Raw genomic sequence first — 25,624 nt, 5'->3', positions numbered from 1 at the left:
AACAGAGAAAACCCATTGAGCTTATTTACATAAGTCCATTTTTTAGGTTTAGTTCCATTGTCAAAAAACACGATTACGGTATAATCATTCTTCTTTTTTAGCATGATAAACCTCCTCTCCTATTTGCAGGGTTAATAAGGTTTAGAGCTTGGTCAATATCAGCCTTTTTATAAAGCACTCTATTACCTATTCGATAAGCTCGTATTAAACCCTCTTTTGTCCAATCATGTAACGTTGGAAGTGAAATCCTGAGAAACTTAGCAGTTTCTTTTCTGGAAAACATATCAGAATCATTTGATTTCGGTGGATTTATAAACTCTTTTACTGCCCTTTTTAAGGCTTTCTCAAAAGCTTCCTCCAAAGCAAGATCAAAATCCGATTTTTCAAATGTTCTCAATTCAATTTTTGCCATTCTTAATTCTATTTTATGTATTAATAATGGCACAATGATAGAGTGGGAAACACCCTGAAGTGGGTAGAGTAGTAACTACTACCTATAATATAGTATTATCCTAATTTTATACTAATCACCCACATTGAAGTCCTTTATTTTTAGTTAAATCAGTGATTGCAATCAATATTCCATTGACATTCATGGGATGAATATGTTTATCTACAATTAGTGATGTAACTTGGTTATCATCATCAAATGCAATTTCATTCAAGGAGTCCAAAACTGTTTTAGCCAAATTATCAACATCTACGTCAAAAAATCTTTTTTTTGTGATTGATACAGATATTGATACCTGAACTGGGTTTGGGTGTTTTATTCTTTTTTCATCAGTAAATTTCTCTGAAATTAAATCCTTAATTGCCTGTTTGAATTTTTTTACTGAAGCTGTGTCTGGCTTTCTTAAGAATACGTTTTTTAAAACAGTTTCCTTTCCATCTTCATCTATTCCTATTGCTTCAATAGGCTTGTAACCATCCTGCTTGGTTGGTACAGGCATATTCCCAAAATAACCAAACAAATAATCAACATTTGGGTTTTGCTTGAATGTTACAGGCTTTTCATCCATAATGGAAATTTAATTAATGTTATTTATTGATTTCTTTTAAATCCTTTTCAACAAGTATTAACTCCTGTCCAAATTCCAATCTTTCGAACAAGAACTTTAGTTTTTTCAGTCCTCTTTCAGTCTTAACTTTTTTAATAGTATTTCCACTAAGATTGAAATTGGAAAAATGTTGCCTTGTTGCTTCTTCACTTTCTTCAATAACAAGAGATATGATTTTTGCATACTTAGTATTCTCATAGTTATTAAACCTTAGTCCTAGATAGTGAAGAGCAAGAAGTTTTTCCTTATGTGTTAATGAGAATTCCTTGTTTGATTCTTTTTCGGAGTCATTTTTAAAACTAAGGCTCTTCAACCATGTATAATATTTAGCAAATTCCTCTGCCTGTTTTGCAATCAACAGCCATTCCGCTAGGATATTTTCAGGCACGCTTGGATGGGGCTTTAATTCATAACTGCCCTTTAAAAAGCATCCATTAAATGCTTTTACAAATATATTTCGAGTAGCATTTGAAATGTCAATTTTAAAAACATGATAAGATATGCGCTCAGGAATAGCCCCACTACCTCCAGCCAAAGGATTTGGTGAGGGATAATTTACCCTAGGTTCAAGAAATTTATCTATTTCAGATATTTCATTATCAACTAGATTTTTCTTGTTAGGCGTGTTTTTAAGTTCATTTTGAAAGTTACTCTTGAATTCTTCAAATACGGTTAAACTCATTAATTAAAAAATGGGTGATTCAACAATTTATCTGCGTTCTGCTCTTGAGATATTTTTATATACTGCATAAAAGAACGCTCAGTTTTGTGTCCTGTTATCTTCATTATGGAAATACTTGGAACATCTGCTAAATATAAGTTGGTGGCAAAACTTCTTCTAGCAGTGTGAGTAGTTACCAATTCAAATTTTGGGCAACTATTCTTTTGTACACGACCTCCTTTTGTAATGGTTGTTTGAACCATTTGCTTTAATCCAGAAATACTTGCCACTTCTTTTAGGTATCTATTCATTAACTGATTCACATAAGCTTTTGGAAGCTCATTATTGTACTTTTTAAGAATAAGCTTTACAGTTGGATGAAGTGGAATAGTAACTCTCTGTCCTGTTTTTTGTGTCCTAATCTGTAAAATAGATTTTGAGTAATTTATATTCTCAGGTTTTATTTGAGTGAAATCTGAAAACCGAAGTCCCGTATAACAGCCTACTAAAAATAAATCCCTGACTTTCTCCAATCTGGGGCTTGCTGAAAAATCAATACTCTCCATCTTTTTCAACTCTTCAACGGTTAAGTAAATATTCTCAGACTCTTCTTTACTCGCTTTAAACTTTCTCTTTTTAAAGGTTAAATTTAGGTTGATACCTCTGTCCGTAGCTTCGTTGAGAAAAATCTTTAAAATCTTAATATGCTTACCGATGGTATTTAGAGACAAGTTGCATTGATGAGTGAGATAGCCAGTAAATTGATTGTAAAATTCCAAAGTAATGGAATCAAAGTCCAATGACTTATTATTAGCCTGTGCAAAGCCCTTTAAGTGCCTTAGAGAGGTCTTATAGGCTTTTACAGTAGATTTGGACTTCAATTGCTCACACTCTTCAATATACCCCTCTATAAACTTAATTAGGGTGGTTTTATCAGGCTGCAAAACATTTCCATCCACTTCCTCCAAAAAAGCTTTCTTCAAAATTGGATTTGTTGGCTGAATCCCATCATTGAGTAATTTCCTGAATGCGGTATTAATTCCATTTTCCAATACATCCAATCTAGAATTGAATTCAGGATATTGAGGAAACTTTCTAGTTTCTTTAGCTCTATGATTTTTTTTATTCCAAAATTGAGGGGCAATTTTTTCACCCGTTGAATACTTAAATCTTTTATACTGATAATCATAAACCATATACACCAAAGTTTCTGTTTTGGCATTTGGTTCTTTCAAAATAAATCTTGCGTTTGGCATGCCCCAAATATAGAAAAGAAAAATCCCCTAGGGGACGAGAGAGGGGACGAATAATTCTAATTTCGTCCAATTACACCATATTTCGGTTTATCTGAAAACAAGGCTAAAACCGCTTAAAACCTCAGTAAATACAAGCAAGAACGATAAAATAGAGCAAGAATTAATGGAGTACTGGAGGTACCACGAAGTGGCAACTACAAAAAGCCCATCCAATTTGGATGGGCTTTTGTTTTGGAACAAAACGGAATCGAAGTTTATGCTGAGCAAAAAACAGTGTTTTTGTCGAAGTAATACCCTGGAGGTACTACAAAGAACTCGGCAAATTTGCCGGGTTTTTGTTTAGATCTATTCTGCTAAACCACAAGATGCAATCTTGCGGCGGCGGGGGCACTAACAAACACACTCTACTTACTTCCTTAATAAAAATTTCCTAGCAACAAAGACCATCAATACTGCTAAAATTGCAATTACCAAATACCAATATTTAAGGCAATATGAGAAAAACAGGTTGACATAACTATAGAAGTGGTTGTTTTCAAGTGAAATTGCCTTTTTAAAATCGTTTATTGCATAGTTAACATTTAATGTTTTTAGATATAATACACCTCTACTATTATACGTATTTGCCCAATCTGGATTTAACTCAATTGCCTTATCAAAGTCACTTAGAGCCTTCTTTTGATTTTGTATTTTGAAATAAGCAGAAGCTCTTGAAGAATAGGCACGAAAATTTGATGCATTCAGTTGTATTGCCCTGTCAAAATCTTCTATTGCCTCCCCATATTTTTTTAGCTTGTAAAAAGATCTACCCCTATGATAGTAATTATCATTAATGGAATCATTTAATTCAATGGATTGATTAAAATCTTCAATTGCCGATTCATAATTTTTCAGTTCGAGTTTAGCTATTCCTCTGAAAAAATAGCCATCATAATCCTCTGGGTTTAATTCAGTAGATTTATCAAAATCATTTACCGCCTTTGAATAATTCCCAAGAAGAATATGTAAAAATCCTCTATTAAAATAGGCATAGGTATGTTCCCCATTTGATAGTAATATTGCTTTATTATAATCTTTTAATGCAAGCTGATATTTCCTTTCATTCTTATAATAGATTCCCCTACTATTATATGATGGCGAATATGTAGAATCTAAAGAAAGAGCCATTTCAATATCCTCCATAGCTTTTTTCTTTTGATTTAGGTCCCTGTAGGTGGTTGCTCGATTACCATATGCCAAAGTATCTATAGGGTTCATACTAATTGCAATCGAATAATATTTTATAGCCTTATGATATTCTTTCATTTTATCATATACAAAGCCTAAATAAATAAAATAATCCTCATCTTCAGGATTAAGCTCAATAGCTCTACTAAAGTCTTCAATTGAAGCTTGATAATTTTTACTTCGATCATAGGCTGCTCCTCTATTATAGTATGCTTTATGATAAGTGGGGTTTAAACTTATAGCTTTGGTGTAGTCCTCAATCGCTAATTGAAAGTTCTGTGAATTTTTATAAACAATACCTCTGTAATTATAATACTCAGAATTATCCGAAAACAAATTAATCGCCTTTGAATAAGCTTCGATAGAACAGTCGTACTGTTTTAAAGACTTGCACGTAAGACCAATATTTAAATAAACATTTGCAAGTTCTTCATTTGACAATGTATCGGAATCGATCATTATTCTTTCTAAATCAACAAAAGAAATTTTCTTCTTATTAATTTTTAGTTCAGCGAGCAGCGAAATCCATTTTCTTATGGAAAACTCGTTGATTTCGAAATTTCCACTTTCTATCTGTACAGGAGTAGTAATTACATATTTCGCGTCATGTTTGGTGACTGGAATATTGAACTCAGGATTCTCTCTTGAAACAAAATTTTCATTCACATTAAACCTAAAACAGACTTCTGCGCTATTGCAATCCTCAATATTCCTTGCTAAACCATAAATTATAAGGTCAGCATTATGCTCCTCTTGAAGTTCTTTTGCAAGTGTTTGATTATTAGGAGATAATATGCTATCGGCATAGACCGAAACAATTGGTATAGTAGATTCATTATTTGCATCAATTACACCAATACTTTGCTGAATGGACTTACCTATACATTCAGCATCATTTTGAGTTACATAATCTTCAAAACGAGTGATAAGCACATTAAAATTCAAGCTATCAGAAGATGGAAATATAGAAGATGGATATATTCTATCTGCACTGATTAAAACTTTTTCCTCTGGATATAACCATTCATAAAATAAGACAATACCAACAATACTACCTGGAATGCCGATAATCATTATTAATAGAGGAAAAACAGATGTTCGCCACTTATAGGTATGATCATGACAAAAAAAGAATTTGCATTGATTTTCGCAACGCTTTTTCCGACCAACTGTTCGTGCATAGCACCTCATTGAAAAGTTTTTTCAAAAACTAAAATGACATTGCTTTGTTTCTCAGAATTAACTATCATAATTTCTTTTCAAATGCGAAAAGCTCTTCCAGATTAACTTCCAAAGCCTTGGCAATTTTATGGAGCTGAAGAAGATTGGCTGCCCGTTCACCGCGCTCTATTCGACCAATCATGTTTCCATGAACTTTGGCCTCAAATACTAAATCAGCTTGAGTCATTCCCTTTTCTTTGCGTAAACGTCGTATCTGCTCACCAAATTTCAGGAGATATTGTTCTTCTTCTTTTGTCAAATCTTTCTGCATAGCAGCAAATTGCCCATTCCCAAAACCTAATAAAAACACCAAATGGTGTTATTTTATAATATTTTGCTTACCTTCCATCTATCATATCCCAAAATCTAACAATCCAACGATCCACTATGCCTACACGTCCTATTCTATCCACCCTTACCAACCTCCTCCACCAAAGTTCCCAAACCCAACTACAGATTATTACCTTTGCCTCTCTTGAAATTCGCAATTACCAAAGAGAGCAATTGTTGCACCGCGTGCAACGGCCACAGAGCCGTATCATCCTTCAAAAAATGCCGCAAAAAGGGCTGGCAGAAATCACCGTGCTGGACAATCTGGTCTTTAGCTTTTCCTTTCAATTCCAGATACTCAAAGCAGAAGAATTCTATGATGCAGAAATGCTGGTACTGCCCCGCCCCTTGGATCAAGGCAGAATGTATTTGGATGAAGAAAAATTACAGCTCTCTTTTCTAATAGATGCCCCAGACCCCACCCTACGGGTGCGGGTGACCCATGCGTATCAAGGCATCCTAAAACTGGAACGCCATTGCACACCGCTTTGTGGGCAAACCCAATAAAATGGCGTCTAACCTACAACCCCGGCTTCTTTTTTACTGCTCTTAAATTCACTGGGGCTTATCCCGTATTTCTCCTTGAATATTTTGGAAAAATAGCTCCTGCTGGTAAAGCCAATGGAGTAGACCACTTCAGAGATGTTCATTTCTGTGGTGTTGATCAGGTCCCGGGCCACTTCCAGCCGGGCATGTCTTATGTATTCGGTCACTGTTCTGTTGTAGAGCAGTTTAAAGCCTTCTTGCAGCTTGGCCTGGGTGAGTCCGGTTTCTGCCGCTATTTCTTCCAAAGAGAAGTCCTTGGCAATGTTCGTTTCTATCTTTTTGGCGTAGCTCCGTATAATCTTCAACTCGCGTTTCAACAAGGAGGTTTGCGGTCCTTTTTGGGCCATTTCCTTGTTATGCTGCATCATGTGCATGGACAAAATCTGGTACACAAGTCCTTCAATCTGCATAATACGGATCATGCCTTTCGCCTTCACTTTTTTCAGCGCATTCATTTTGTCGGCCATTTTAAGGTTGTACGAGCCGAAATAAGCGAACACCTTTTCATGATCGGTGTCCAAGAAAACGCGATAGAGTTCTTTGTTCAGCGTTTCCCCTTGATTGAGCCGTTTGCGTAAAAAGGGTTTTCGTTCCACCTGAATGATACTGATGGAGAGTTTTACATCTTTGGGAAAATACCCATGGTTGAAACCGCCATCCCTACTAGTAATGATCACGGATTGAAATTGCTCCAGAATCCGCAGTTCGTTCATGGCCTGATACCCAAATTTGTGTCCGCAATAGCCTTCCAAACAAAAGCAAAAATTAATGGGATTGTACTTTGAGGCGTCCACAATAAGGGTAACCTCATCAAAAAAAGTAATCTCGTACTCCAACAAGCTTACGCCCCAGTCAAAGGAAGTAAACCGAATATGGCCTTCGGCTTTTTTATTGGAAACCGTTAGGGTGTGCTGCCCCCATCGCTCGGTGAGCTCGCCCCCAATGGCTTCCTTTATCTGTTCCACGGTTCCCGCAGTATCCTTGGCATCAACGTTAATGGTAATCATAAATACGGAGTTGATCTTGTCCTTTGTTGCTCTCGGCAATTGCCCGATGATGGATAAAGATAACTTTTGTGCCGCTGTACCACAAGAATCCCAATAGAAACTGCCCGTTAGGTTCCTTGATATTCCCTCAAATGCCTGCCAAAACCAAACATTATCTAGTATTCGCATCACGAATAACTTTTTTTGCGTCAAGCTAATTTTTGATTTAGGCGTTACTTGCACTCAATAGTATTTGATATCATGATTTACAAACTTTCCAACGCAACAGAACGTGAACAGATTGAGGAGGAGTTTGGCGTACATTTCAAATATCCCCATCTGTATACCCCCAGTGCCTTAGTCAATGGTTTTAAAGAAACCAATGTCTGTATTGTTACCATGCAGGACAAGCGTAGAATTTCTTTTGCCATTTGGGGTTTAATGCCACAGGATTTCAAGGAAGATTGGTACATCTTTCAAAACAATGCCAACACCTTGAATGTGCAACTTCAAGATTTGGAAAAAGTGGAATGGATGAAAGAATCCTTTGTAAAGCGACGATGTTTGGTCATCGTTTCTGGCTTTTACACCCACCTTCTCAAAAACGGAAAAACCTATACATACTACGTTACCCTAAAAAATGGAAAACCATTTTATCTGGCAGGGGTCTATAATATCTTGGAGGATGGGTTTCAATGTTGTGCCCTTATCACGGCCAAGACCAATGCATTTGTGTCCAGTTATCATGACATTAGCAACTTGGCTCCCATCATTATTCCCAAAAGCCATGCTGATGCTTGGTTAACGGATGATTTTGACATCAACGCGTTGAAGGAAATCGTGAACAACCCTCCAGAAGTTGAACTCAAAGCCAATCTTATGGCCAATGAATTCTTTAAGGACATTACGCACCAAGACACCATTATACATCCCGACTTTCTGGAACGATAACCCCCTTTTTTACCTCGCAACACATTCTTATTGCACGTAAACCCCTGATTTTTCACATCTTAACGCTTATGGGTCAACATCAAACTTGATAGGAGCAAGGTTTCAGTCAAGAATCCCCCAAATTTGTAGTGTACTGATTAAGAGTTAGTCAGGCAACAACCAAAAACTATATAATATGTTACGTTGGACAGTCACCTTTGTAATTTTGGCCATCATTGCCGGGATATTCGGTTTTGGAGGAATTGCCGCCGGCGCGGCGAGCATAGCCAAAATTCTTTTCTTCATTTTCATAGTGCTATTCATTATTTCACTGATTACCGGAAGAAAAAGACTTTAAAATAAATACTAATTATTAACTAAAAATAGAAACAGATGAAACGATCAATAAGTTTATTAATGCTACTGATTGCCATGGCCATTGGTGCAAGTGTAACCAGTTGCAGGGAAACCAAAGAAAGTAAGGCTGAAGAAGCCGTAGAGGAAATTAAAGACGGAGCGGAAGAAGTTGGAGATGACATTGAAGATGCTGCTGATGATGTTGGGGATGAGATCGAGGATATGACGGATGACCACTAGAATTCGCACGTAGAACACTAAATTGGAACGCTGGACAGAATTGTTCAGCGTTTTTTTGTCCCTAAAGGAAAAAACATTGTGTATTGTTTTTTTGTGCAGTAGCTTAGAATCCAATTAATTACTGAATCCCTCTTTTGAAAACCTTATTCACCATTGTCTATATTGTCCTTTCCCTTTGGTCCATAGGTTCGATCATTTATCATGGAAGGCGCCCTTCCCGCTCCATTGGTTGGGTTCTCGCCATTATTGTCCTGCCCATAATCGGCGTTGTTCTGTATTATCTTTTTGGGGTCAATCGGCGTAAGTTCAAGTTTTTCAAAACCAAGGAATTTGAGCAGCGTAAACGTTTTTCCTACGGAAATGCCCCCAGTTCCGATCATTTTCTTGCTGATTTTGGCACGGACATGCGAAAAAAGCGAATGAACCAACTTATTAAAGCCAACTCCAATACCGTGGCCACCAGCGGCAATGCCATACGGGTGCTTCAAGATGGGGGTGAAACGTTCAACACCTTGTTCAAGGCCATGGAGGAAGCCGAAAAATTCATCCATGTGCAATATTACATTTTGGAAAGAGGTACACTTTTTGACAAAATGCTGGAACTCTTCAAAAAGAAAATTGCCGAGGGGGTGGAAGTACGCATTATCTACGATTCCTTTGGAAGTTACACGCTGAGAGGCCGGCCTAAAAAACGATTCAAGGACGTTGGGGTCAAAATTCACCCCATAATGCCCATCCGCATAAAGAATTTATTGTTCTATCTCAACTTTAGGAACCATCGAAAAATAGTGGTCATCGATAATAAAGTGGCCTTTACGGGCGGGGTGAACGTTTCGGACAAATACATTAAGCATATGGGTGAACTTGGCAAATGGAAAGACACTCATTTAAAGCTTGAAGGACCTATTGTAAACGACCTACACCTTGTTTTTTTAAAGGATTATTTCTTCGCCAGCAAAAAAGAAAAGTTCAAGATTGAGGATTATCTTTTTGAACAGTCAAAATGTGGTGAAGTGGATGCACAGGTGGTGGCCGGTGGGCCAGATTCCAGCCATCCCACCATCATGCAACAGTATATTGGGATGATCAATCAAGCCCAAAGGTCAGTCTGCATTGCAAACCCCTATTTTCTTCCTGGAGAGGCCTTTTTTCAAGCCTTAAAAGTGATTGCACTGCAAGGTGTTGAAATCCGTTTGCTGGTTCCCAAAAAATCTGATTCCATTGCTGCCATGTTTGCCATGTTTTCACAATTTGAAGAACTTTTGGGGGCCGGAATACAAATTTTTCTGCGGGATGATTTCTCCCACAGCAAAATCCTAATCATCGATGATGACCTAGTATCCGTAGGTTCGGGTAATTTTGATATTAGAAGTTTTGAACTCAATTACGAGGCCAATATTTTGATATACGACCAAGACATCAACAAAGAAATGACAGCGGAATTCAACGCCCTGTGTGAAAAGTCCGAGCAACTTAATTTGAAAGAGTTCAAGAACAGGCCTCGCTGGAAAAAATTTATGGAGGGCCTTTCCAAGTTTTTTAAACCACTACTATAGCATTCCTGCAATCTTTTTACGGCAAACATTAATTTTTTTGGGGCAACCCAAAATAGCGAACACCCTAACTTTGCAGCAAAACATTTTAATTATGAGAACTATAGTAACTTTTCTTTTTGTACTGGCAACAGTAGGCCTTAGCGCACAAAGTATTTCTAAAAACGCTTTGGGTGTGCGCCTCGGTGACAATGACGGTTTTGGGGGAGAAATTTCCTATCAAAGATATTTGCATGAGAACAACCGATTGGAATTTGACCTGGGGTGGAGAAACTCAAATGACGTGGACGCCTTTAAATTGGTTGGACTTTACCAATGGGTCATGCCCATAGATGGTGGTTTTCACTGGTATGTAGGTGCCGGTGGTGGAATTGGTTCTTTTGATGCCGGAGATAACGATGGTACTTTTGCACTGGTTGCAGGAGATATCGGTATCGAGTACGACTTCAACATACCACTGCTCATTTCATTGGATATGCGACCAGAGCTTGGATTCAATGATAACTATTCTGATAATCTGGACCTGGATATTGCCTTGGGTCTGAGATATCAATTTTAATAAACACTGACCACATAAAAGGGCAAATTCACATTTGCCCTTTTTTTATCCCTTTTCATTTTGAAAAAGATAATCAAACGAATTGCAATACTGCTGTTGCTCCTATTAATCATTGATATTGTTTTGTCCAAACCAAAAAAAGTTATTCCAAAAAGTATTGAGCTAGAGGTAGAAGTAGCTCTGGAACATTTTCCCGAGCTCAAGGAAGTTCCCATAGAGTTCAAGTTCAAAAAGAACATTAAAAAGTCTGTGATGCAGGCCCAGCCCACCATAAAAGGAATTTTTGGCTCCAAGGAAAACAGAAGCTACAAAATACTCATCAGTGAAAAGTTCAAAATTACGGGTGAAGAATTCAAGACCACCCATGTGCCCAAAGACGTCCTTATCGGTTGGATTGGCCACGAGTTGGGCCATGTGATGGATTACCAAAACCGGAGCGGACTAAATTTGGTGGCCTTTGGATTTAGATATGCTTTTTTAAAGGAGTATGTAAAAAAGGCCGAACGTGCAGCCGATTCTTTTGCCGTTTTACGAGGCATGGCGGATTACATCATAAAGACAAAGCGTTTCATTCTGGACAACGCCAAAATTGACCCACTTTACAAAGAACGAATCAAAGAATATTACCTCTCCCCGGACGAAATCATGGAAATGGTTAAAGAAATAGAAGAAGTTGAACAGAATTAATTAATTGTCTACGCTGTATTTTGGGCTACAAAATCTTCCCATTCTGCGAATTTCTCCTCTCCCATGACCCTTTCCATCTTTACCTGGCCCCCTTTCTTTTTATTGGCACCGCTCCATTCCGCAAAAATGGGCTGAGGCACAAAATACACTTTCACACCTTCCAGCGCTTTACCTCGGGCCACTTTGTAGTTCTTGTTGGCACTTTTAAGGTAATCGTCCAAGACTTCGGCCGTTTTATCTGAATCCACCATACTATCCGAACCTAAATACCATGTATGATAAAAACCATCATCATAACGCTTGGCACAAAGGGTGTATTCTGGAATCTTAATATCGAGCTTGTCTTCCAAGTGCTTCACGGCATCGTTTAATTTATTCACCGAAAGCTGTGAACCAACAGTGTTCAAAAAGAATTTGGTTCTTCCGGTAATCTTTATTTCGGCACGCTTAACATCCGTGAATTTGATGGTATCGCCAATGATATAGCGCCAAGCACCCGACACTGTGGAAATCAGCAATACATAATCCTCGTCTTCCTTTACCTCATCCAAGGTCAAGGATGGGGCATCATCGGTTAGGGAACCATCTTGATTGATATATTCCGGATTAAAGGGCACAAACTCAAAATAGACTCCATTGTCCGTTATCAATTTCATGGCAGACGTGTCCGGTCTATCCTGAAAGGCCAAAAATCCTTCAGAAGCCAGATACGTATCTATAATTTGGATGGGCTTCCCCAGAAGGGCATTGAAACTTTTCTCGTAGGGATCAAATGCCACACCACCTGAAGTATACACCTGCAGATTGGGCCATATCTCGTGGATATGCTCCAAATTATGATATTCAATCACTTTTTTGAGCATAAGTTCCATCCAAGAAGGGATTCCGCTCAAGGCACCGATATCCCAATTTTTAGCTTCTTTTGCTATTTTAAGGACACGGTGGTCCCATTCATCAATCTGGGCAATCTCATCACCAGGTTTGTAATATTTTTTGAACCAAAATGGAATATTGCTTGCGCTTATCCCACTGATTTCACCCTCTTTTCGGCCATTGCGTTCCTGCAAATCGGTGGAGCTGCCCAACATCATGATTTCTTTTTCAAAAAACTCCGCGGGCAAGTCAAAGTTACTCAGGGCATAAATCTGCTTGATTCCTGCATTTTTAATGGATGCCAACATATCTTGGGTTACAGGTATCCTTTTGGATTTCTTGCCTGTTGTTCCAGAACTGAGGGCAAAAAAGTCTGGATTGCCCGGCCAAGTGACATCAGGTTTTCCATCAATCACCTTATTCCACCACTCCTTGGAAATCTTATTGTAATCGTAGTAGGGAACATTTTGTGCAAAGGTCTTGGCCTTATCTTTGGAGGACAATATCTGTTCAAAATCAAAGTGCTGCCCAAATTGGGTGTCTTTCGCTTGGGCCAACAAGTTTTCGAGTACTTTTTTCTGTTCTTCAACAGGATTTTTTTCCAAACTCAACGAGTCCCGTGCCTCTATAAACCCTTTAATGATGTTTCCTATGATTGCCATGTACTTGAACGTTTCTGATTATGCCTTAAAATTACGTCCATTGATCTGCAGTGTTTTACTCAATTCGTTTTTTGATTGACTTGATTCAACAATCATGCATCTTACACCAAAAAAGGTATCTTCATCAATAATTTTTCCTACATTTAAAATCAGCAGCGAACAATCTTCCGCCATATATAAAATCATTGTACATGAAGAAATATGGTGTTCTTTTTATCTTCTTTTTTATATCCCTCCAATGTTTCTATGCCCAAAAAGCACTCACAGGAAAGCTGTTGGACGTGGATACAGGACAACCTGTGGACTATGCGAACATTGGTATTGTGGACCAAGCAAAAGGCACTGTATCAGCAGAAGATGGCACCTTTGAACTACAATTGGAGGATAGCGATATCAATGAAAGCAATATCATACAATTTTCCAGAATAGGGTACGAAACGCTTCGCTTTACCACCAAAGTTCTTTACAATCGGCTTCAAGAAAACCCCAACATCAACCTAAAGGAAGCTCTTTTTGAATTGGAAGGGGTCACCCTCAACGTAAAAAATGCTGAAAAAAATAGGGTGGGCTATATCAGCAATGATAAGGACAATTTTGCCTTTTGGAACGATAGTTTGGCTTTGGGCGGTGAGCACGCATCAAAAATTAGGATAAAGGATGCTCCCTTAAAACTGGAGGACATGTCTTTTAATGTCATTGGGAGTATTTCAGACAGTATTTTGGTGCGAGTAAATATCTATGAAATTGGACAGGGCGGCTTGCCCGGAAAGAATATTTCCAACCATAACATCTTACATACCATTACAACAAGACGAGGCAGGGTAACCATAGACCTTTCGCCTTACAACATTGTGGTAAACGACCATTTTATTGCCAGCTTGGAGCTTCTTAAAATCTATGGCGGAAGGGTGGGCATTCTTATTTCGTCCTCTAGTGATGGTTATAGGTCGTACAGCCGTTTGATAAGCCAAGATCGCTGGAAAAGAATCCGAAAAGGAACCACCATTGCATTCAGCTTAAATACTTCCCAATTGGAAGATTACCAGTTCAATACTGTTGTTGCTTCCCAAAACAAACTGCGGGAAAAACCGGAACGAATTACCCTGTTATGGGACACTTCGTATTCCATGAAGGATAAAAATCCGGAAAAGGAACTGGCCTTTCTGGACCATTATTTTGAATACCTCAATAATGTGGAGGTTGAATTGCAGCTATTCGGATATGCCCTGACCCAAGAACAATTTACGATTGAAAATGGGAATTGGGAGTCACTTAAAAAGCATCTTCAGGAAATCCAATATGATGGTGCAAACCAAGGTAAAATACTACATGCATTGAACCCCGGCGAACACGCTTTGCTGTTCACAGATGGCATAGGTTTTCCAGATAACATTGATGAAACTTGGGCATCAACGATTTTTACTGTTAACAGTCAGACAGATGCCCATCATTCTTTATTGAAGTCCATTGCCGAAGGCTCAGAGGCAAACTACATCAATCTGGATAAAATCAGTGATACCCGCTTGGCCGTTGAATATACCCAAAAGTACATTGTGGACAATCTGGAATATGCCTCTCCCCAATCCAATGTCAATCCACTTAGGGAAATCAAGGGGAAAGTCACAGATTTTGATGACCCCATTCCCTATGTCAATGTTAAAGTAAGAGAAACCGGGCGAAGCACAAACACCGATATTGAGGGGAACTTTACCATTTTTGCCAAGGATGGCGATATCTTGGAATTTACTGCACCTGGACGAGAAAGTGCGGAGTCCGTGGTCAACGCCAATACCAGCAGACTCAACATCACCATGCCCATTGGTGTGAAGGTTTTGGATGAAGTGGTTTTGGAAGAATACCGAAACACCAAATTCATTAAAGGTGCCGACCCGTCAAAAACAGATATATCCACAAATTTTGGCGCCATTGATTTGGAACGAACAGGATTTGCCGTAAGACAGATTCAACAAGACCAAATTGGATATGGGGCGTTGGATATAACAGAAGCCATTAAGGGTAAATTTCCAGGAGTACAAGTTTATGGAAGTGGTACCAATGCCGTTGTAATGCTGAGGGTGGGCTCGCGATTTCCTGCAGCTTGGGAGGTAGATGGAATGCTCTACAAATCAGAAAACCCTCCGGTGCACATAAGCCTCCAAAATATTAAGAGTATTACGGTAATGCCGGGGAGTTGGGCCGCTGCAAGATATGGTTTGATAGCCCGTGGTGGTATTATCATGATCCGAACAATAAGTCAATCTTTTGCAACCGAATCTTCTGAGAATGTTTCCAAATGGGATGCCCTACAATCGCAGGATATGTATGGGAATGATGCCGTACTTTTGGTCAAAACCCAAGGCAATCAGCCCAAATATATCCAATGGATATCTGGCGCAGCTACGCTGAGCGAGGCCTACGAACTTTACTTGGAACAACGAAAACTATACGGACATCTTCCTCATTTTTATGCTGATGTTCACACCTTCATTCTTGAAGAATGGGGCAGCCTTGAACTTGCCACTAAGATCCTTTCCAACTTGGAAGAAGTTTTTCCCGAGGATATCAGTACGTTACGGTTATTGGCCTTCCAACTTGAGGAAAATGGGGCATTTGAGGAAGCCCATTCCATTTATGCCAAAATTCACAATTTGGAACCCGCGCAGGCCCAAAGTCAGCGAGATTTGGCCCACAGCTTTGTTACCTTGGGAAAAATTAAGGAAGGGTGGTCACTTTATAAAAAATACGTTCTGAGCACAAGTGGCGAACTTGACAAGGACGGCATTGATAAAATTATTCGGAATGAGGCCCTTGCCCTGGCCAACCACCATAGCTCGGAGATCGCATTGAATCCTCCCTTTGATTCAATCCAAGATGAAGTGAACGATATGGATATTTTGGTTGAATGGAACAACCCCAACACCGAATTTGAATTGCAATTTGTGGGACCCACTGGTCACTATTTCACTTGGAAACATACCAAAGCGGACAATCCTAGCTTACTTTCAGACGAAATTTTCAAGGGGTATTCCTCAAATAGTTTTCAAATTAACAACCTTGACCAAGGCGAATGGTTGTTGAACGTGAAATACAAGGGAAACCAATCCAACACACCATCCTTTCTAAAAACGACCATCAAGAACAACCTGAATGGCACCGAAACCATTAAAGTGCTCCGGTTACAGCAGAAAAACGTGAACTTTCAGTTCTTAAAATTGACATCGGACAAGATTTCCAATTTCAAATAAGTGCCAAAAACACACTGAAATACAGCTCAAAAACGGGTACTCTCTTAATGTTTTCATAAATATGAAAATCGAATCGTCCTATAGGCAGAAAGTATGGAGCTAACTCTTATATTTAGCCAATCTAGATTAATTTTAAACAAAAATGACTCAAAACTTACTTGCCCAAGCAGAAGAATTCGAGAATAGGTCATTAAGCCATATGTCCACCAGTGACAGGGTAGAGGCATCTAGGGAGGCCAAAAAGCTCATACTTTCCATCAATGAGATCTATAAAAAGACCAAGGATTCGAAATTGATGGATACTATGAAGAAACTTACCGAGAAGAAACGAAAAATTGAAAAGCGTCTCAAAGGGAAGCCCTTGGTATAAGATTGTTTCCTTAAGGAAAAAGAATTAACAAGGCTCTATTCTATTTTCTACAGGATTCTTTTATCATGAATAAAGGCTTGATTAACAATAGAAAAGGACCGTAATCCTATGGCTCTGAAAGTCATAGTATGCTAGAAATGGTTCGTTTTAGCATTTCACTTTTCCATTTACAAAACAATTTCTACCATTTATGTCCTATTTCTTGCCATGGATATAATTGTAAATTGTTGCCCCAGTGTTTTGTGTAATTTCGGAGGGTAGAATTTATTTCAACTCAAAAGAAACACTCAAGTAAAATGAACACTGTAGAAGCAAAATTAGGTTACCTGTTCTGGTATTTTGTAATTGCTATCTCTGTTTACTCTCTCATTAACAGTCTATACCTTTACATAAATTAAAATTACACTAACACTACCCATTATTTTAACCCATTAGTAGTAAACCAGTCTCTTTTAAGGGGCATCTGTAACCCGGATGCCCCTTTTTATGCCTTTTCCTTTCTGAGCTTACCCTCTTTTTGGGTTGGTACGAATTCCCAAGATCAATACTCTGGTCATTGACCAGACAGACATGCTCCATCTTTTTGAATCTTGTTTAATAAATCTTCCCGTAGCTTGAAGTCTTTTTCACCAAACAGATTCCATCTGCTTAATGGACTCAAGATGGATTTCTGAATCGGCACTTCCATTTTTGATAACCAAGGTGGTATACGGTTTTGTAGGAAAGAGTTGTTCCGTCATCACATATGTACCGCCATCAATGAAAATTTCAATGGAGGACCAATCCAATAGGATTTTTAATTCATGGGATTCTTTATCCAGCAATGAAATGGGCATAACATGTTTTTTGTTTCCAAATTCAGAGTGAAAGTCAACCTTTCCCGATTTCATCCGGTTGACTACAAATGAACTGTTTTTGGAATCCATGGTCAGCTCCAAAGTTTCATCCAAATCATTTTTGAAAATTACGGTATAATCCTTTGAGGAAGTCTTCAACTGAATCTGTGATTGATTCAACCCATCGACTTTCAAGGTTTCCGAAGTGTTTGGTCCAACCTGAATATCTTCAGCCAAGATTTCTGTGGCGAGTCCATCCATCTGTTCCACTGGATAATTCTTCAAAAAATAATCTTCCCCAACCTTTTCCAGGGCAAGTTCGCGAGGAACGGTCATGGCACTTCGCCACTTTTTGGTTGGGGTGTTTCGGGCGTAAAACCAATTGCTCATCCAACCAATAAAAATGCGTTTACCGTCTGGAGTGTTGTTGTAGGTGACCCCAGCATAATTATCCGTGCCATAATCCAACCATTTTGGTTCTTGTTGGTTCGATGTGAATTTCTCCCCATCAAAGTCACCAATGAAATATTGGGTACCACTTCCTCCATTGGGAGCCCCAGGATTTATACTGATGATCAACACCCATTTTTGCTCCTCTGTACCTTCAACAGGTAATGGAAAAAGGTCTGGACATTCCCAAACCCCTCCGTGTGCGCCTTGGGTTTTCCCAAAATCACTCAAATGTTCCCATTCCCTTAGGTTATTGGAGGCATAAAATTTGGCATGGTCTCCAGCCACAAGGGTCAATATCCATTGTTGGGAAGTTTCATGCCAGAACACCTTCGGGTCCCTAAAATCCCTTATGCCCTTATTTCCTATTACTGGGTTCCCCTCATATTTGGTCCAAGTTGCCCCATTATCCAAACTATAAGCAATACCCTGGGTTTGAAAATCATCTCTGCCCTCTTTTTCTCCTTCCATGGAATGATAGGTGAAAATGGCCACCAGAGGTGCTTTGCCATTTGTACCAAAACCGGAAGTGTTTTTCTTATCCACCACCGCACTTCCTGAAAAAATAAGTCCATGTTCATCTGGGTATAGTGCAATAGGTTGGTGCTGCCAATGTACCAAGTCCTTACTGGTGGCATGCCCCCAATGCATAGGGCCCCAGACGATATCATCCGGATAATATTGGTAAAAGAGATGGTAGATTCCTTGGTGATAGACCAATCCGTTGGGGTCGTTCATCCATTTTTCGGGAGGTGAAAAATGAAACTGGGGCCGGTATGGCTCTGCATACACCTTTTCAATTGCTGATTCCTTCGGTTTTTCTTTTTGTTTTTCCTTACAGCCCATCAGCATAGCTACCACACTTAAAAAAACGACTCCTATTTTCATGTTTTTCAATGTTTTCCATCACAATTTATTGAATTATCTTTGGATTAGATTCCTAGCAAATGCGAATTTCTCTGCTTCTATTCCTCTTTTTAACATTGGGCATGACTTCATGCGCCCAACAGTCCATCCCAAAGGTTTTACAGCAACTCAACGACGGAACGGTTGACTATATTTTTGCAGAAGACCTATACCAAATGAAGGCACCGATTGTTTTGGACGCCCGTGAAAAAGATGAGTTTGAAGTGAGCCACTTAAAAAATGCCGTTTGGGTAGGGTATGAGGATTTTGACTTGGACAAAGTAATTCAGCAACTACCCAGCAAAGAAAAACCCATTGTGGTTTACTGTGCTATTGGGGTGCGTTCCGAGGATATTGGTGAGCAGTTAAAAAGCAAGGGGTACACCAATATCAAAAACCTATATGGGGGTATCTTTGAATGGAAAAACAAAGGGTTTCCTGTATATGATGAAAATCAACATGAAACCGAAAAAGTACATGCCTTCAACCAGTATTGGAGCCGCTTTTTGACCAATGGGGAAAAGGTATTTTAATCCTAGGTTCCAAAACCCTTAGGAAGATCATCGATTATTGGCATCCCCGTACAATTTTTTCACAAAATAGGTGTTAAGTGTTTACAATGTTGTGGTTTTTTCCTACAATACTTCTTACAAGTTTTAATTTTGGGCGGATTGCAAGTGAATAATTGATCTCTAGCCAGAGAATACATATGTCGTTGATATCATTAAAAAGAGAGTTGATACTTCCCGTTGTGGTCTTTGTTGTTTTTATGACCACAGTTTCTATTCTATGGAACAATTCGCTAAAAACGCAAAAGTCCTCGTTCGTTCAGGAAATTCACAACACAGGTAATCTTCGGGCCCAAGAATTCTTCTCGTCTGTTAAGTACAACATTAAGTCGCTCGAAAACTTAAAGCAGCGTATTGAAATGACGGATGGGTCTTATTTTCAATACTGGGAAAGGGATGCACGTCTTATTCTTGATCAAAACCCATCTTTTAAATTTGTGGAATGGGTAGATAGTTTAATGACCATAAAAATGGTAACGCCATTGAAAGGTAATGAGGCTGCTATTGGTTTAAACATATCGGCACATCCAAGGAACACAGAATGGCTAAGGCACATGACGAACGGTTCAACCAATATTTCGTCATGGACCAAGCTTCATCAAGGTGGAAATGCCTTTTTGGTTGATGTACCCGTCTTCTTTAAGGAAAGATTTCAAGGGTCCATAACCGCTGGGATGGACTTTACCAATCCTTTCAATGAAATGACCTCTAGCTTGGATATGTATGCCATTCAGATAAAAGACGAAAACGGCACCATCTTTTATGCAAAGAACAGTCCCTCATCTGAAGCCATGGCAGACGAATATGTCTTTTCCACCACTTTGCAGATAGATTCATTGGATAAACGGAAATGGACCTTTACGCTTATGCCGGTAGATGCAGATTTTATGTTGGGACGGCAAAAAGACACTTATCTCTTATTGATTTTTGGCACCTTGGTGGCTCTGCTTACCAGCTCGCTCATTTATTTTTATCAGTCCTCCCGAAAAAAGAACATACGCCTCAGTTATGCCAATGACAAGCTCAAGGAACTCAACAAATCTTTGAAAACAGAAAGGTTGAAGGCCGAAAAATCTTCCTTGGCCAAAACCGAGTTTATCTCCAACATGAGTCACGAAATACGGACCCCTTTGAACGCCATTATAGGTTTTATTGAGGTTTTGAAGCTTTCCAAAATACACAGTTCCTTGCAGGAATACCTTTCATTAATGGACATTTCTTCCAAAAAACTCCTCTTGTTAGTAAATGATATTCTTGAAATCGATAAAATTGAATCTGGAAAAATCAGCTTTAGGGACGAAACTTTTTCACCCATTGAAGAACTGGAAAACATCATCAGCATTTACAGACCCTATGCTGAGGAAAAAGGCTTGCAGATTACACTGGAATCGTCGGTTGTCAACGACCAATATGTTAAAGCAGATGTGGGTAAATATGGCCAAATAATCACCAATATCCTCAGGAATTCACTTAAGTTCACAGAAAATGGTAGGATTCAGGTTTTCTATCGCGAAGAACAAATAAAAGATAGGTTGGCCATTCACATAAATTTTAAGGATTCCGGTATCGGGATTCCAAAAAACAAGTTGAAAACCATTTTTGACCGTTTTACCCAAATTGATGCGGGAAAAGCCAAAAGGCACGAAGGTAGCGGACTTGGGCTGTACATTACCCACAGATTGGTGGAATTGTTTGGGGGAAAGATTACCGTAGACAGTGAAGTTAACGTAGGTACGGAATTTTGCTTATTGCTGAAGCTGCCCATTTCTGAAGCAAAACAAGATGCGAGCCTGCCAAGTGCCGAGCAGTTAGACCTTAGTGGATGCAAAGTCCTTATAGTGGATGACAATCGGGTAAATGTCATTGTTCTTAAAATGAGCCTCGAAAAATTAGGCATCCAATCCGATTCGGTATGTAATGGACTCCAAGCTGTTTCAGCAGTAACCAAAAACGACTATGACCTGGTCTTCATGGATGTGCACATGCCCAATATGGATGGTTTTGAAGCTACCAAGGAAATCCGAAAAATCAATAAAGACATCGCCATAATTGGTCTTTCCGCCGATGTGACCAAAGAAGCCATTGATGAAGCCAAAGGCGTGGGGATGAACGACTACCTCACCAAACCCATCTCGTTCGATAAACTCCGAAATATTCTGCCGGTCTATCTCGCCGCTGTATCTTGAATCCAAATTAATTCAAAAAAATAAAAAATGGTTTTGTCAGCTCCTAGGTGCTTTATGGTATCTTTGAATGTATGGACAAAAACCTACTTCTAATCCTTACCCGAAACCCAGAACTGGGCAAATGCAAGACACGATTGGCGGCAAAAGTAGGTGATCAAACCGCCTTGGAAATCTATAAATTCCTGCTGGACCACACCGTTACCTTCACTAAAAACCTAAATGTGGAAAAATGGGTTTTTTATTCAGAATCCATATGGGAAAATGATATTTGGGACCAGAATACCTATCAAAAGAAACTTCAGGCGGGGACTGATTTGGGCGAACGCATGTTAAATGCCTTCAAAGAAGGGTTTCACTCCGGTTTTGAAAAAATCATTATAATTGGCAGTGATATGTACCACCTCTCCCAAGCTGATCTGGAAGAGGCTTTTTTTCGACTGAACCATCATGATTTTGTTGTTGGCCCGGCCGAAGATGGTGGGTATTACCTTTTGGGCATGAAGTCCCTTAAAAAAGAACTGTTCCGTAACAAAAATTGGGGTACTGACACAGTTCTATCAGGCACATTAAAGGATTTAAAAACCAGTAAAGTTTTCATGCTCCCGGTTAAAAATGACGTGGATTACTACGAAGACATAAAAGATATTGAGGCGTTTCAGCCTTTTCTAAAACATATAAAAGAATGACGCAAGCACAACTTGATGAATCTGTTGATTACTTAAAAAAGAGAGGGTTTGATACCCCTGAAATTGGTATTGTTCTTGGCTCCGGTCTCGGTAAATTGGTGGATGACATAGAAACCCCCATCGAAGCACATTACAACCACATCCCTTATTTTCCGCTGGCAACAGTGGAGTTCCATTCGGGAAAACTCATTTATGGCACCATTGCTGGAAAAAAAGCTGTGGTCATGCAAGGTCGATTCCACCTATATGAAGGATACGATTTCTTGGATATCACCTATCCTATTCGTGTAATGCACCAAATGGGCATTCAAAAACTGTTCGTATCCAACGCCGCCGGTGCCATCAATCTAAATTTTAAAAAGGGGGATATTATGCTCATTGAAGACCACATTAATTTGCAAGGAGGTTCTCCATTGGCGTTTAAGGGCGTATCTGAATTTGGAGATCGGTTTGTGGATATGAGTGAGCCCTATGATGTTGATATGCGGAAAAAAATTGAAGCCATTGCCCAAAAGGAGGGAATCTCGCTTCAAAAAGGCGTGTACGCTTCGGTGGTTGGTCCACAATTGGAGACCAAAGCGGAATATCGCATGCTGAAAACCCTTGGTGCTGATGCCGTTGGAATGAGTACGGTGCCCGAAGTAATTGTTGCCAATCATTTACGACTACCCATTGTGGCCGTGTCCGTTTTAACCGATGAATGCGACCCAGATAACTTGGAGCCGGTGAATATTGAAGAAATATTGGCCATTGCCAACAGGACCGAGCCCAAAATGATACAGTTGTTCAAAGAATTAATAAAACAATTATGAGCTATTTAGACGCCACCCAAGATCTTTACAAAGAAGCGGCCCTGACCCCAGATGTTGGCCTGTGCTGCACCACTACCCCCATTTGGCAGTTTCCGGGACTTTCCATTCCAAAAATCATGCAAGAAATGAACTACGGATGTGGAAGTACTGTCTCCGCCCAAGATTTGGTGAACAACCCCAAGATTCTTTACGTAGGTGTTGGGGGTGGAATGGAGTTATTGCAATTTTCTTATTTCTCCAGACAAAAAGGCGGCGTCACAGGAGTGGATTCTGTAGATGAAATGTTGGAGGCCTCTCAAAAAAACTTTAAAGTGGCCGAAGAAGAAAATGATTGGTTCAAAAGTGAGTATGTCAATTTGGTGAAAGGTGACGCGCTCAATCTCCCCGTTGCCGATGAGTCCATTGATGTAGCCGCACAAAACTGCCTCTTCAATATCTTTAAAATTGAAGATTTGAAGAAAGCCGTTTCCGAAATGTATCGCGTATTAAAACCTCATGGACGCTTGGTCATGAGCGACCCCATTTGCGAACAGCCTATGAATGATGCGCTTCGCAATGATGACCGACTCAGGGCGCAATGCCTAAGTGGGAGTATTCCATTGAAAGATTATGTAAAAGTGCTAACCGATGCCGGTTTTGGCACCATTGAAATACGGGGAAGAAAATCGTATCGCGTGCTATCCCCAAACCACTATCCCACCGACGAACTCATTTATATTGAATCTATTGAAATTGCGGCCATAAAAGACCCTATGCCAGAGGACGGTCCGTGTATGTTTACAGGAAAAACAGCTATTTATTATGGTGATGAGGAATATTTTGATGATGGAAAGGGGCATGTAATGTACCAGAACCAACCCTTGGCGGTATGTGACAAAACCGCAGCGGCCTTAGCTAAAGCCTCAGACCAAATTCATGTAAGTGAAAGCACTTGGCATTACAACGGCGGTGGCTGCTGCTAAGTCAACTCGCGTTTAAAAATAGACACATGAACATAGTGCTACATCTGTTTCTTGGTTTGTTCTTACTTTCCTGTGGTGGAAAAAAGGAAAAGACAGGGGTTCAGCATACGTCCACAATTTCCAAACCTTCCCATGCGGTATGGAATGTTCTTGTACAACGACACGTAGATGAAACGGGCCTAGTAAATTACGCAGGCTTTAAGAAAGAGAGTGCTCAATTGAGTGGATATTTGGATTACCTGGCCGAACATCCACCCTCCCAAATGTGGTCGAAGGGAGATTCGTTGGCGTATTACATCAACCTTTACAATGCCAACACAGTTAAATTGATTGTGGATAATTATCCCGTGAACAGCATAAAAGACATCCCGAATCGATGGGGTAAAAAATGGATATCAGTGGGCGGCACAAAGCTTTCTTTAAATGATATAGAACACAAAATATTACGGAATATGGACGAGCCAAGAATCCATTTCGCCATCAATTGTGCATCCTATTCCTGTCCCAATTTATGGAACAAGGCTTTTGTTGCAGAAAAAATAGAACAACAGCTCAACCAAGTGGCCCTCGACTTCGTGAACGACCCTTCAAAAAATAGATTTGAAAACGGTGAGGCGCAACTCTCCGAAATATTTAAATGGTACAAGAAAGATTTTACAAAGGAAGCCTCCCTTTTGGAATACATCAATCAATTTTTGAACAACCCCGTTAGCAAAGATGCCAATATCGACTATTTGGATTACGATTGGAGTTTGAACGATGCCAAATAAGAATTCTTCCATTAGCATAATTATTCCGGTGCTCAATGAAGAATTGTGCCTTGGGAAGTTGCTTAATCACCTTAAATCATCATCCAGTAATATCAAAGAAATTATTTGCGTTGATGGTGGCAGTGTAGATAGAACTGTTGAAATTGCAGAGCAAAACGGTTCCAAAGTCATCCACTCAGAAAGAGGAAGGGCCAAACAAATGAACTTGGGTGCCAAACTTTCGAATGGCGATATCCTCTATTTTTTACATGCCGATACGTTTCCGCCCAAAAACTTTGATCAATCTATTTTGAAAGCAGTGGAAAACGGTTTTATGGCAGGCTGTTTCCGAATGAAATTTGACACCAAAAACGTATTCTTGCGGTTTTTTGCTTGGTTTTCCGGAATAAACCTTCTTCTTTGTCGAGGTGGGGACCAATCCCTATTTGTTCACAAACAGCTGTTTGAAAAAACCACGGGATTCAATGAGAGCTATCACATATATGAGGATACTGAATTTATTGCACGATTGTACAAGAATACCAAGTTCAAAGTGGTGCCGGACTGCGTCATCACCTCAGCAAGAAAATATCGGGAAGTCGGAGTCCTGAAGCTTCAGTTCCATTTCGCCGTAATTCACCTAAAAAACTTTTTGGGCGCTGATGCCGAGGAACTGTATCGCTACTACAAGAAAAATATTTCTTAGG

25 protein-coding genes are annotated in these 25,624 nt (G+C 39.5%); 16 read left to right on the top strand and 9 right to left on the bottom strand.

Annotated features, from left to right (window positions below; genetic code table 11):
• Positions 1-97: 97 nt before the first annotated feature.
• The 6 genes from AB1A65_RS07355 to AB1A65_RS07330 all read right to left on the bottom strand — a co-directional run bounded on the left by AB1A65_RS07355 (position 98) and on the right by AB1A65_RS07330 (position 5,694).
• Positions 98-412, bottom strand: a complete 315-nt coding sequence (locus AB1A65_RS07355) for a helix-turn-helix domain-containing protein (RefSeq protein WP_366587326.1) — start codon at positions 410-412, stop codon at positions 98-100.
• 115 nt (positions 413-527) lie between these two features.
• Complete coding sequence (locus tag AB1A65_RS07350) at positions 528-1,019, bottom strand: RusA family crossover junction endodeoxyribonuclease (protein ID WP_366587324.1); 492 nt, start codon at positions 1,017-1,019, stop codon at positions 528-530.
• A 19-nt stretch (positions 1,020-1,038) separates the two neighbouring features.
• The gene (locus tag AB1A65_RS07345; protein ID WP_366587322.1) at positions 1,039-1,740 is read right to left on the bottom strand and encodes a hypothetical protein; all 702 of its coding nucleotides are present in this window, start codon (positions 1,738-1,740) and stop codon (positions 1,039-1,041) included.
• On the bottom strand, positions 1,740-2,975 hold the full coding sequence (locus AB1A65_RS07340; RefSeq protein WP_366587320.1) for a site-specific integrase: 1,236 nt from the start codon (positions 2,973-2,975) through the stop codon (positions 1,740-1,742). Before AB1A65_RS07340 ends, AB1A65_RS07345 begins: the two co-directional genes overlap by 1 nt.
• Before the next feature lie 408 nt (positions 2,976-3,383).
• Positions 3,384-5,276, bottom strand: a complete 1,893-nt coding sequence (locus AB1A65_RS07335; RefSeq protein ID WP_366587318.1) for a tetratricopeptide repeat protein — start codon at positions 5,274-5,276, stop codon at positions 3,384-3,386.
• A gap of 172 nt (positions 5,277-5,448) precedes the next feature.
• The gene (locus AB1A65_RS07330) at positions 5,449-5,694 is read right to left on the bottom strand and encodes a helix-turn-helix transcriptional regulator (protein WP_366587316.1); all 246 of its coding nucleotides are present in this window, start codon (positions 5,692-5,694) and stop codon (positions 5,449-5,451) included.
• Between the two features lie 116 nt (positions 5,695-5,810).
• Here AB1A65_RS07330 and AB1A65_RS07325 point away from each other — a divergent pair, with 116 nt between their 5' ends.
• A complete protein-coding gene (locus AB1A65_RS07325; protein ID WP_366587314.1) occupies positions 5,811-6,260 on the top strand; it encodes a hypothetical protein in 450 nt (149 codons plus the stop codon).
• Between the two features lie 8 nt (positions 6,261-6,268).
• Here AB1A65_RS07325 and AB1A65_RS07320 read toward each other — a convergent pair whose 3' ends face one another.
• Positions 6,269-7,474, bottom strand: coding sequence for an AraC family transcriptional regulator (locus tag AB1A65_RS07320; RefSeq protein WP_366587508.1), 1,206 nt, complete (start codon positions 7,472-7,474; stop codon positions 6,269-6,271).
• Positions 7,475-7,546: 72 nt separating this feature from the next.
• Between AB1A65_RS07320 and AB1A65_RS07315 the strand changes: the two genes are divergently transcribed.
• The 6 genes from AB1A65_RS07315 to AB1A65_RS07290 all read left to right on the top strand — a co-directional run bounded on the left by AB1A65_RS07315 (position 7,547) and on the right by AB1A65_RS07290 (position 11,611).
• Positions 7,547-8,236, top strand: a complete 690-nt coding sequence (locus tag AB1A65_RS07315; protein ID WP_366587313.1) for an SOS response-associated peptidase family protein — start codon at positions 7,547-7,549, stop codon at positions 8,234-8,236.
• 175 nt (positions 8,237-8,411) lie between these two features.
• Positions 8,412-8,573 carry a DUF1328 family protein gene (locus tag AB1A65_RS07310; RefSeq protein ID WP_179382879.1) on the top strand — a complete coding sequence of 54 codons (162 nt, stop codon included), beginning with the start codon at positions 8,412-8,414 and terminating at the stop codon, positions 8,571-8,573.
• Between the two features lie 35 nt (positions 8,574-8,608).
• A complete protein-coding gene (locus AB1A65_RS07305; protein WP_366587310.1) occupies positions 8,609-8,812 on the top strand; it encodes a hypothetical protein in 204 nt (67 codons plus the stop codon).
• 134 nt (positions 8,813-8,946) lie between these two features.
• Positions 8,947-10,368, top strand: a complete 1,422-nt coding sequence (gene cls / locus AB1A65_RS07300) for a cardiolipin synthase (RefSeq protein WP_366587308.1) — start codon at positions 8,947-8,949, stop codon at positions 10,366-10,368.
• A gap of 91 nt (positions 10,369-10,459) precedes the next feature.
• Positions 10,460-10,924: a hypothetical protein gene (locus AB1A65_RS07295; protein WP_366587306.1), complete on the top strand. Its 465-nt coding sequence runs from the start codon at positions 10,460-10,462 to the stop codon at positions 10,922-10,924.
• 60 nt (positions 10,925-10,984) lie between these two features.
• On the top strand, positions 10,985-11,611 hold the full coding sequence (locus AB1A65_RS07290; protein WP_366587304.1) for a hypothetical protein: 627 nt from the start codon (positions 10,985-10,987) through the stop codon (positions 11,609-11,611).
• 8 nt (positions 11,612-11,619) lie between these two features.
• Here the strand turns inward: AB1A65_RS07290 and AB1A65_RS07285 are convergent, their stop codons facing one another.
• Positions 11,620-13,146 (bottom strand): GH3 auxin-responsive promoter family protein, encoded by a 1,527-nt coding sequence (locus tag AB1A65_RS07285; protein WP_366587301.1) that lies wholly within the window; start codon positions 13,144-13,146, stop codon positions 11,620-11,622.
• A 191-nt stretch (positions 13,147-13,337) separates the two neighbouring features.
• Here AB1A65_RS07285 and AB1A65_RS07280 point away from each other — a divergent pair, with 191 nt between their 5' ends.
• Together AB1A65_RS07280 and AB1A65_RS07275 are read left to right on the top strand one after the other, a co-directional pair.
• Positions 13,338-16,391 (top strand): carboxypeptidase-like regulatory domain-containing protein, encoded by a 3,054-nt coding sequence (locus AB1A65_RS07280; RefSeq protein WP_366587299.1) that lies wholly within the window; start codon positions 13,338-13,340, stop codon positions 16,389-16,391.
• Positions 16,392-16,533: 142 nt separating this feature from the next.
• Entirely contained in the window at positions 16,534-16,761 is a 228-nt protein-coding gene (locus AB1A65_RS07275; protein ID WP_366587296.1) for a hypothetical protein, read from the top strand.
• A gap of 626 nt (positions 16,762-17,387) precedes the next feature.
• Here AB1A65_RS07275 and AB1A65_RS07270 read toward each other — a convergent pair.
• A complete protein-coding gene (locus tag AB1A65_RS07270) occupies positions 17,388-18,935 on the bottom strand; it encodes a glycoside hydrolase family 32 protein (protein WP_366587293.1) in 1,548 nt (515 codons plus the stop codon).
• Between the two features lie 59 nt (positions 18,936-18,994).
• Between AB1A65_RS07270 and AB1A65_RS07265 the strand changes: the two genes are divergently transcribed.
• The 7 genes from AB1A65_RS07265 (at position 18,995) to AB1A65_RS07235 (ending at position 25,623) form a co-directional block, all read left to right on the top strand.
• Positions 18,995-19,486: a rhodanese-like domain-containing protein gene (locus AB1A65_RS07265; RefSeq protein WP_366587291.1), complete on the top strand. Its 492-nt coding sequence runs from the start codon at positions 18,995-18,997 to the stop codon at positions 19,484-19,486.
• 176 nt (positions 19,487-19,662) lie between these two features.
• The gene (locus AB1A65_RS07260) at positions 19,663-21,708 is read left to right on the top strand and encodes a response regulator (RefSeq protein WP_366587289.1); all 2,046 of its coding nucleotides are present in this window, start codon (positions 19,663-19,665) and stop codon (positions 21,706-21,708) included.
• Between the two features lie 71 nt (positions 21,709-21,779).
• Positions 21,780-22,394: a TIGR04282 family arsenosugar biosynthesis glycosyltransferase gene (locus AB1A65_RS07255; protein ID WP_366587287.1), complete on the top strand. Its 615-nt coding sequence runs from the start codon at positions 21,780-21,782 to the stop codon at positions 22,392-22,394.
• Positions 22,391-23,206, top strand: a complete 816-nt coding sequence (locus AB1A65_RS07250) for a purine-nucleoside phosphorylase (RefSeq protein ID WP_366587285.1) — start codon at positions 22,391-22,393, stop codon at positions 23,204-23,206. Before AB1A65_RS07255 ends, AB1A65_RS07250 begins: the two co-directional genes overlap by 4 nt.
• Positions 23,203-24,168, top strand: a complete 966-nt coding sequence (gene arsM, locus AB1A65_RS07245; protein ID WP_366587283.1) for an arsenosugar biosynthesis arsenite methyltransferase ArsM — start codon at positions 23,203-23,205, stop codon at positions 24,166-24,168. Before AB1A65_RS07250 ends, arsM begins: the two co-directional genes overlap by 4 nt.
• Positions 24,169-24,194: 26 nt before the next feature.
• On the top strand, positions 24,195-24,938 hold the full coding sequence (locus AB1A65_RS07240; protein ID WP_366587280.1) for a DUF547 domain-containing protein: 744 nt from the start codon (positions 24,195-24,197) through the stop codon (positions 24,936-24,938).
• Entirely contained in the window at positions 24,928-25,623 is a 696-nt protein-coding gene (locus tag AB1A65_RS07235) for a TIGR04283 family arsenosugar biosynthesis glycosyltransferase (RefSeq protein WP_366587278.1), read from the top strand. Before AB1A65_RS07240 ends, AB1A65_RS07235 begins: the two co-directional genes overlap by 11 nt.
• Position 25,624: the final 1 nt, after the last annotated feature.

It is taken from the genome of Allomuricauda sp. ANG21 (assembly GCF_040705235.1).
Taxonomy (GTDB): Bacteria; Bacteroidota; Bacteroidia; order Flavobacteriales; family Flavobacteriaceae; genus Flagellimonas; species Flagellimonas marina.
Note: the sequence above shows the minus strand (reverse complement) of the source record. Positions and strands in the feature narration are given on the sequence as shown.

Coding starts and splice junctions, on each gene's coding strand:
- AB1A65_RS07355 (WP_366587326.1), bottom strand. CDS start 412: ATGGCAAAAATTGAATTGAGAACATTTGAAAAATCGGATTTTGATCTT.
- AB1A65_RS07350 (WP_366587324.1), bottom strand. CDS start 1,019: ATGGATGAAAAGCCTGTAACATTCAAGCAAAACCCAAATGTTGATTAT.
- AB1A65_RS07345 (WP_366587322.1), bottom strand. CDS start 1,740: ATGAGTTTAACCGTATTTGAAGAATTCAAGAGTAACTTTCAAAATGAA.
- AB1A65_RS07340 (WP_366587320.1), bottom strand. CDS start 2,975: ATGCCAAACGCAAGATTTATTTTGAAAGAACCAAATGCCAAAACAGAA.
- AB1A65_RS07335 (WP_366587318.1), bottom strand. CDS start 5,276: ATGATTATCGGCATTCCAGGTAGTATTGTTGGTATTGTCTTATTTTAT.
- AB1A65_RS07330 (WP_366587316.1), bottom strand. CDS start 5,694: ATGCAGAAAGATTTGACAAAAGAAGAAGAACAATATCTCCTGAAATTT.
- AB1A65_RS07325 (WP_366587314.1), top strand. CDS start 5,811: ATGCCTACACGTCCTATTCTATCCACCCTTACCAACCTCCTCCACCAA.
- AB1A65_RS07320 (WP_366587508.1), bottom strand. CDS start 7,474: ATGCGAATACTAGATAATGTTTGGTTTTGGCAGGCATTTGAGGGAATA.
- AB1A65_RS07315 (WP_366587313.1), top strand. CDS start 7,547: ATGATTTACAAACTTTCCAACGCAACAGAACGTGAACAGATTGAGGAG.
- AB1A65_RS07310 (WP_179382879.1), top strand. CDS start 8,412: ATGTTACGTTGGACAGTCACCTTTGTAATTTTGGCCATCATTGCCGGG.
- AB1A65_RS07305 (WP_366587310.1), top strand. CDS start 8,609: ATGAAACGATCAATAAGTTTATTAATGCTACTGATTGCCATGGCCATT.
- AB1A65_RS07295 (WP_366587306.1), top strand. CDS start 10,460: ATGAGAACTATAGTAACTTTTCTTTTTGTACTGGCAACAGTAGGCCTT.
- AB1A65_RS07285 (WP_366587301.1), bottom strand. CDS start 13,146: ATGGCAATCATAGGAAACATCATTAAAGGGTTTATAGAGGCACGGGAC.
- AB1A65_RS07280 (WP_366587299.1), top strand. CDS start 13,338: ATGAAGAAATATGGTGTTCTTTTTATCTTCTTTTTTATATCCCTCCAA.
- AB1A65_RS07275 (WP_366587296.1), top strand. CDS start 16,534: ATGACTCAAAACTTACTTGCCCAAGCAGAAGAATTCGAGAATAGGTCA.
- AB1A65_RS07270 (WP_366587293.1), bottom strand. CDS start 18,935: ATGAAAATAGGAGTCGTTTTTTTAAGTGTGGTAGCTATGCTGATGGGC.
- AB1A65_RS07265 (WP_366587291.1), top strand. CDS start 18,995: ATGCGAATTTCTCTGCTTCTATTCCTCTTTTTAACATTGGGCATGACT.
- AB1A65_RS07260 (WP_366587289.1), top strand. CDS start 19,663: ATGTCGTTGATATCATTAAAAAGAGAGTTGATACTTCCCGTTGTGGTC.
- AB1A65_RS07255 (WP_366587287.1), top strand. CDS start 21,780: ATGGACAAAAACCTACTTCTAATCCTTACCCGAAACCCAGAACTGGGC.
- AB1A65_RS07250 (WP_366587285.1), top strand. CDS start 22,391: ATGACGCAAGCACAACTTGATGAATCTGTTGATTACTTAAAAAAGAGA.
- arsM (WP_366587283.1), top strand. CDS start 23,203: ATGAGCTATTTAGACGCCACCCAAGATCTTTACAAAGAAGCGGCCCTG.
- AB1A65_RS07240 (WP_366587280.1), top strand. CDS start 24,195: ATGAACATAGTGCTACATCTGTTTCTTGGTTTGTTCTTACTTTCCTGT.
- AB1A65_RS07235 (WP_366587278.1), top strand. CDS start 24,928: ATGCCAAATAAGAATTCTTCCATTAGCATAATTATTCCGGTGCTCAAT.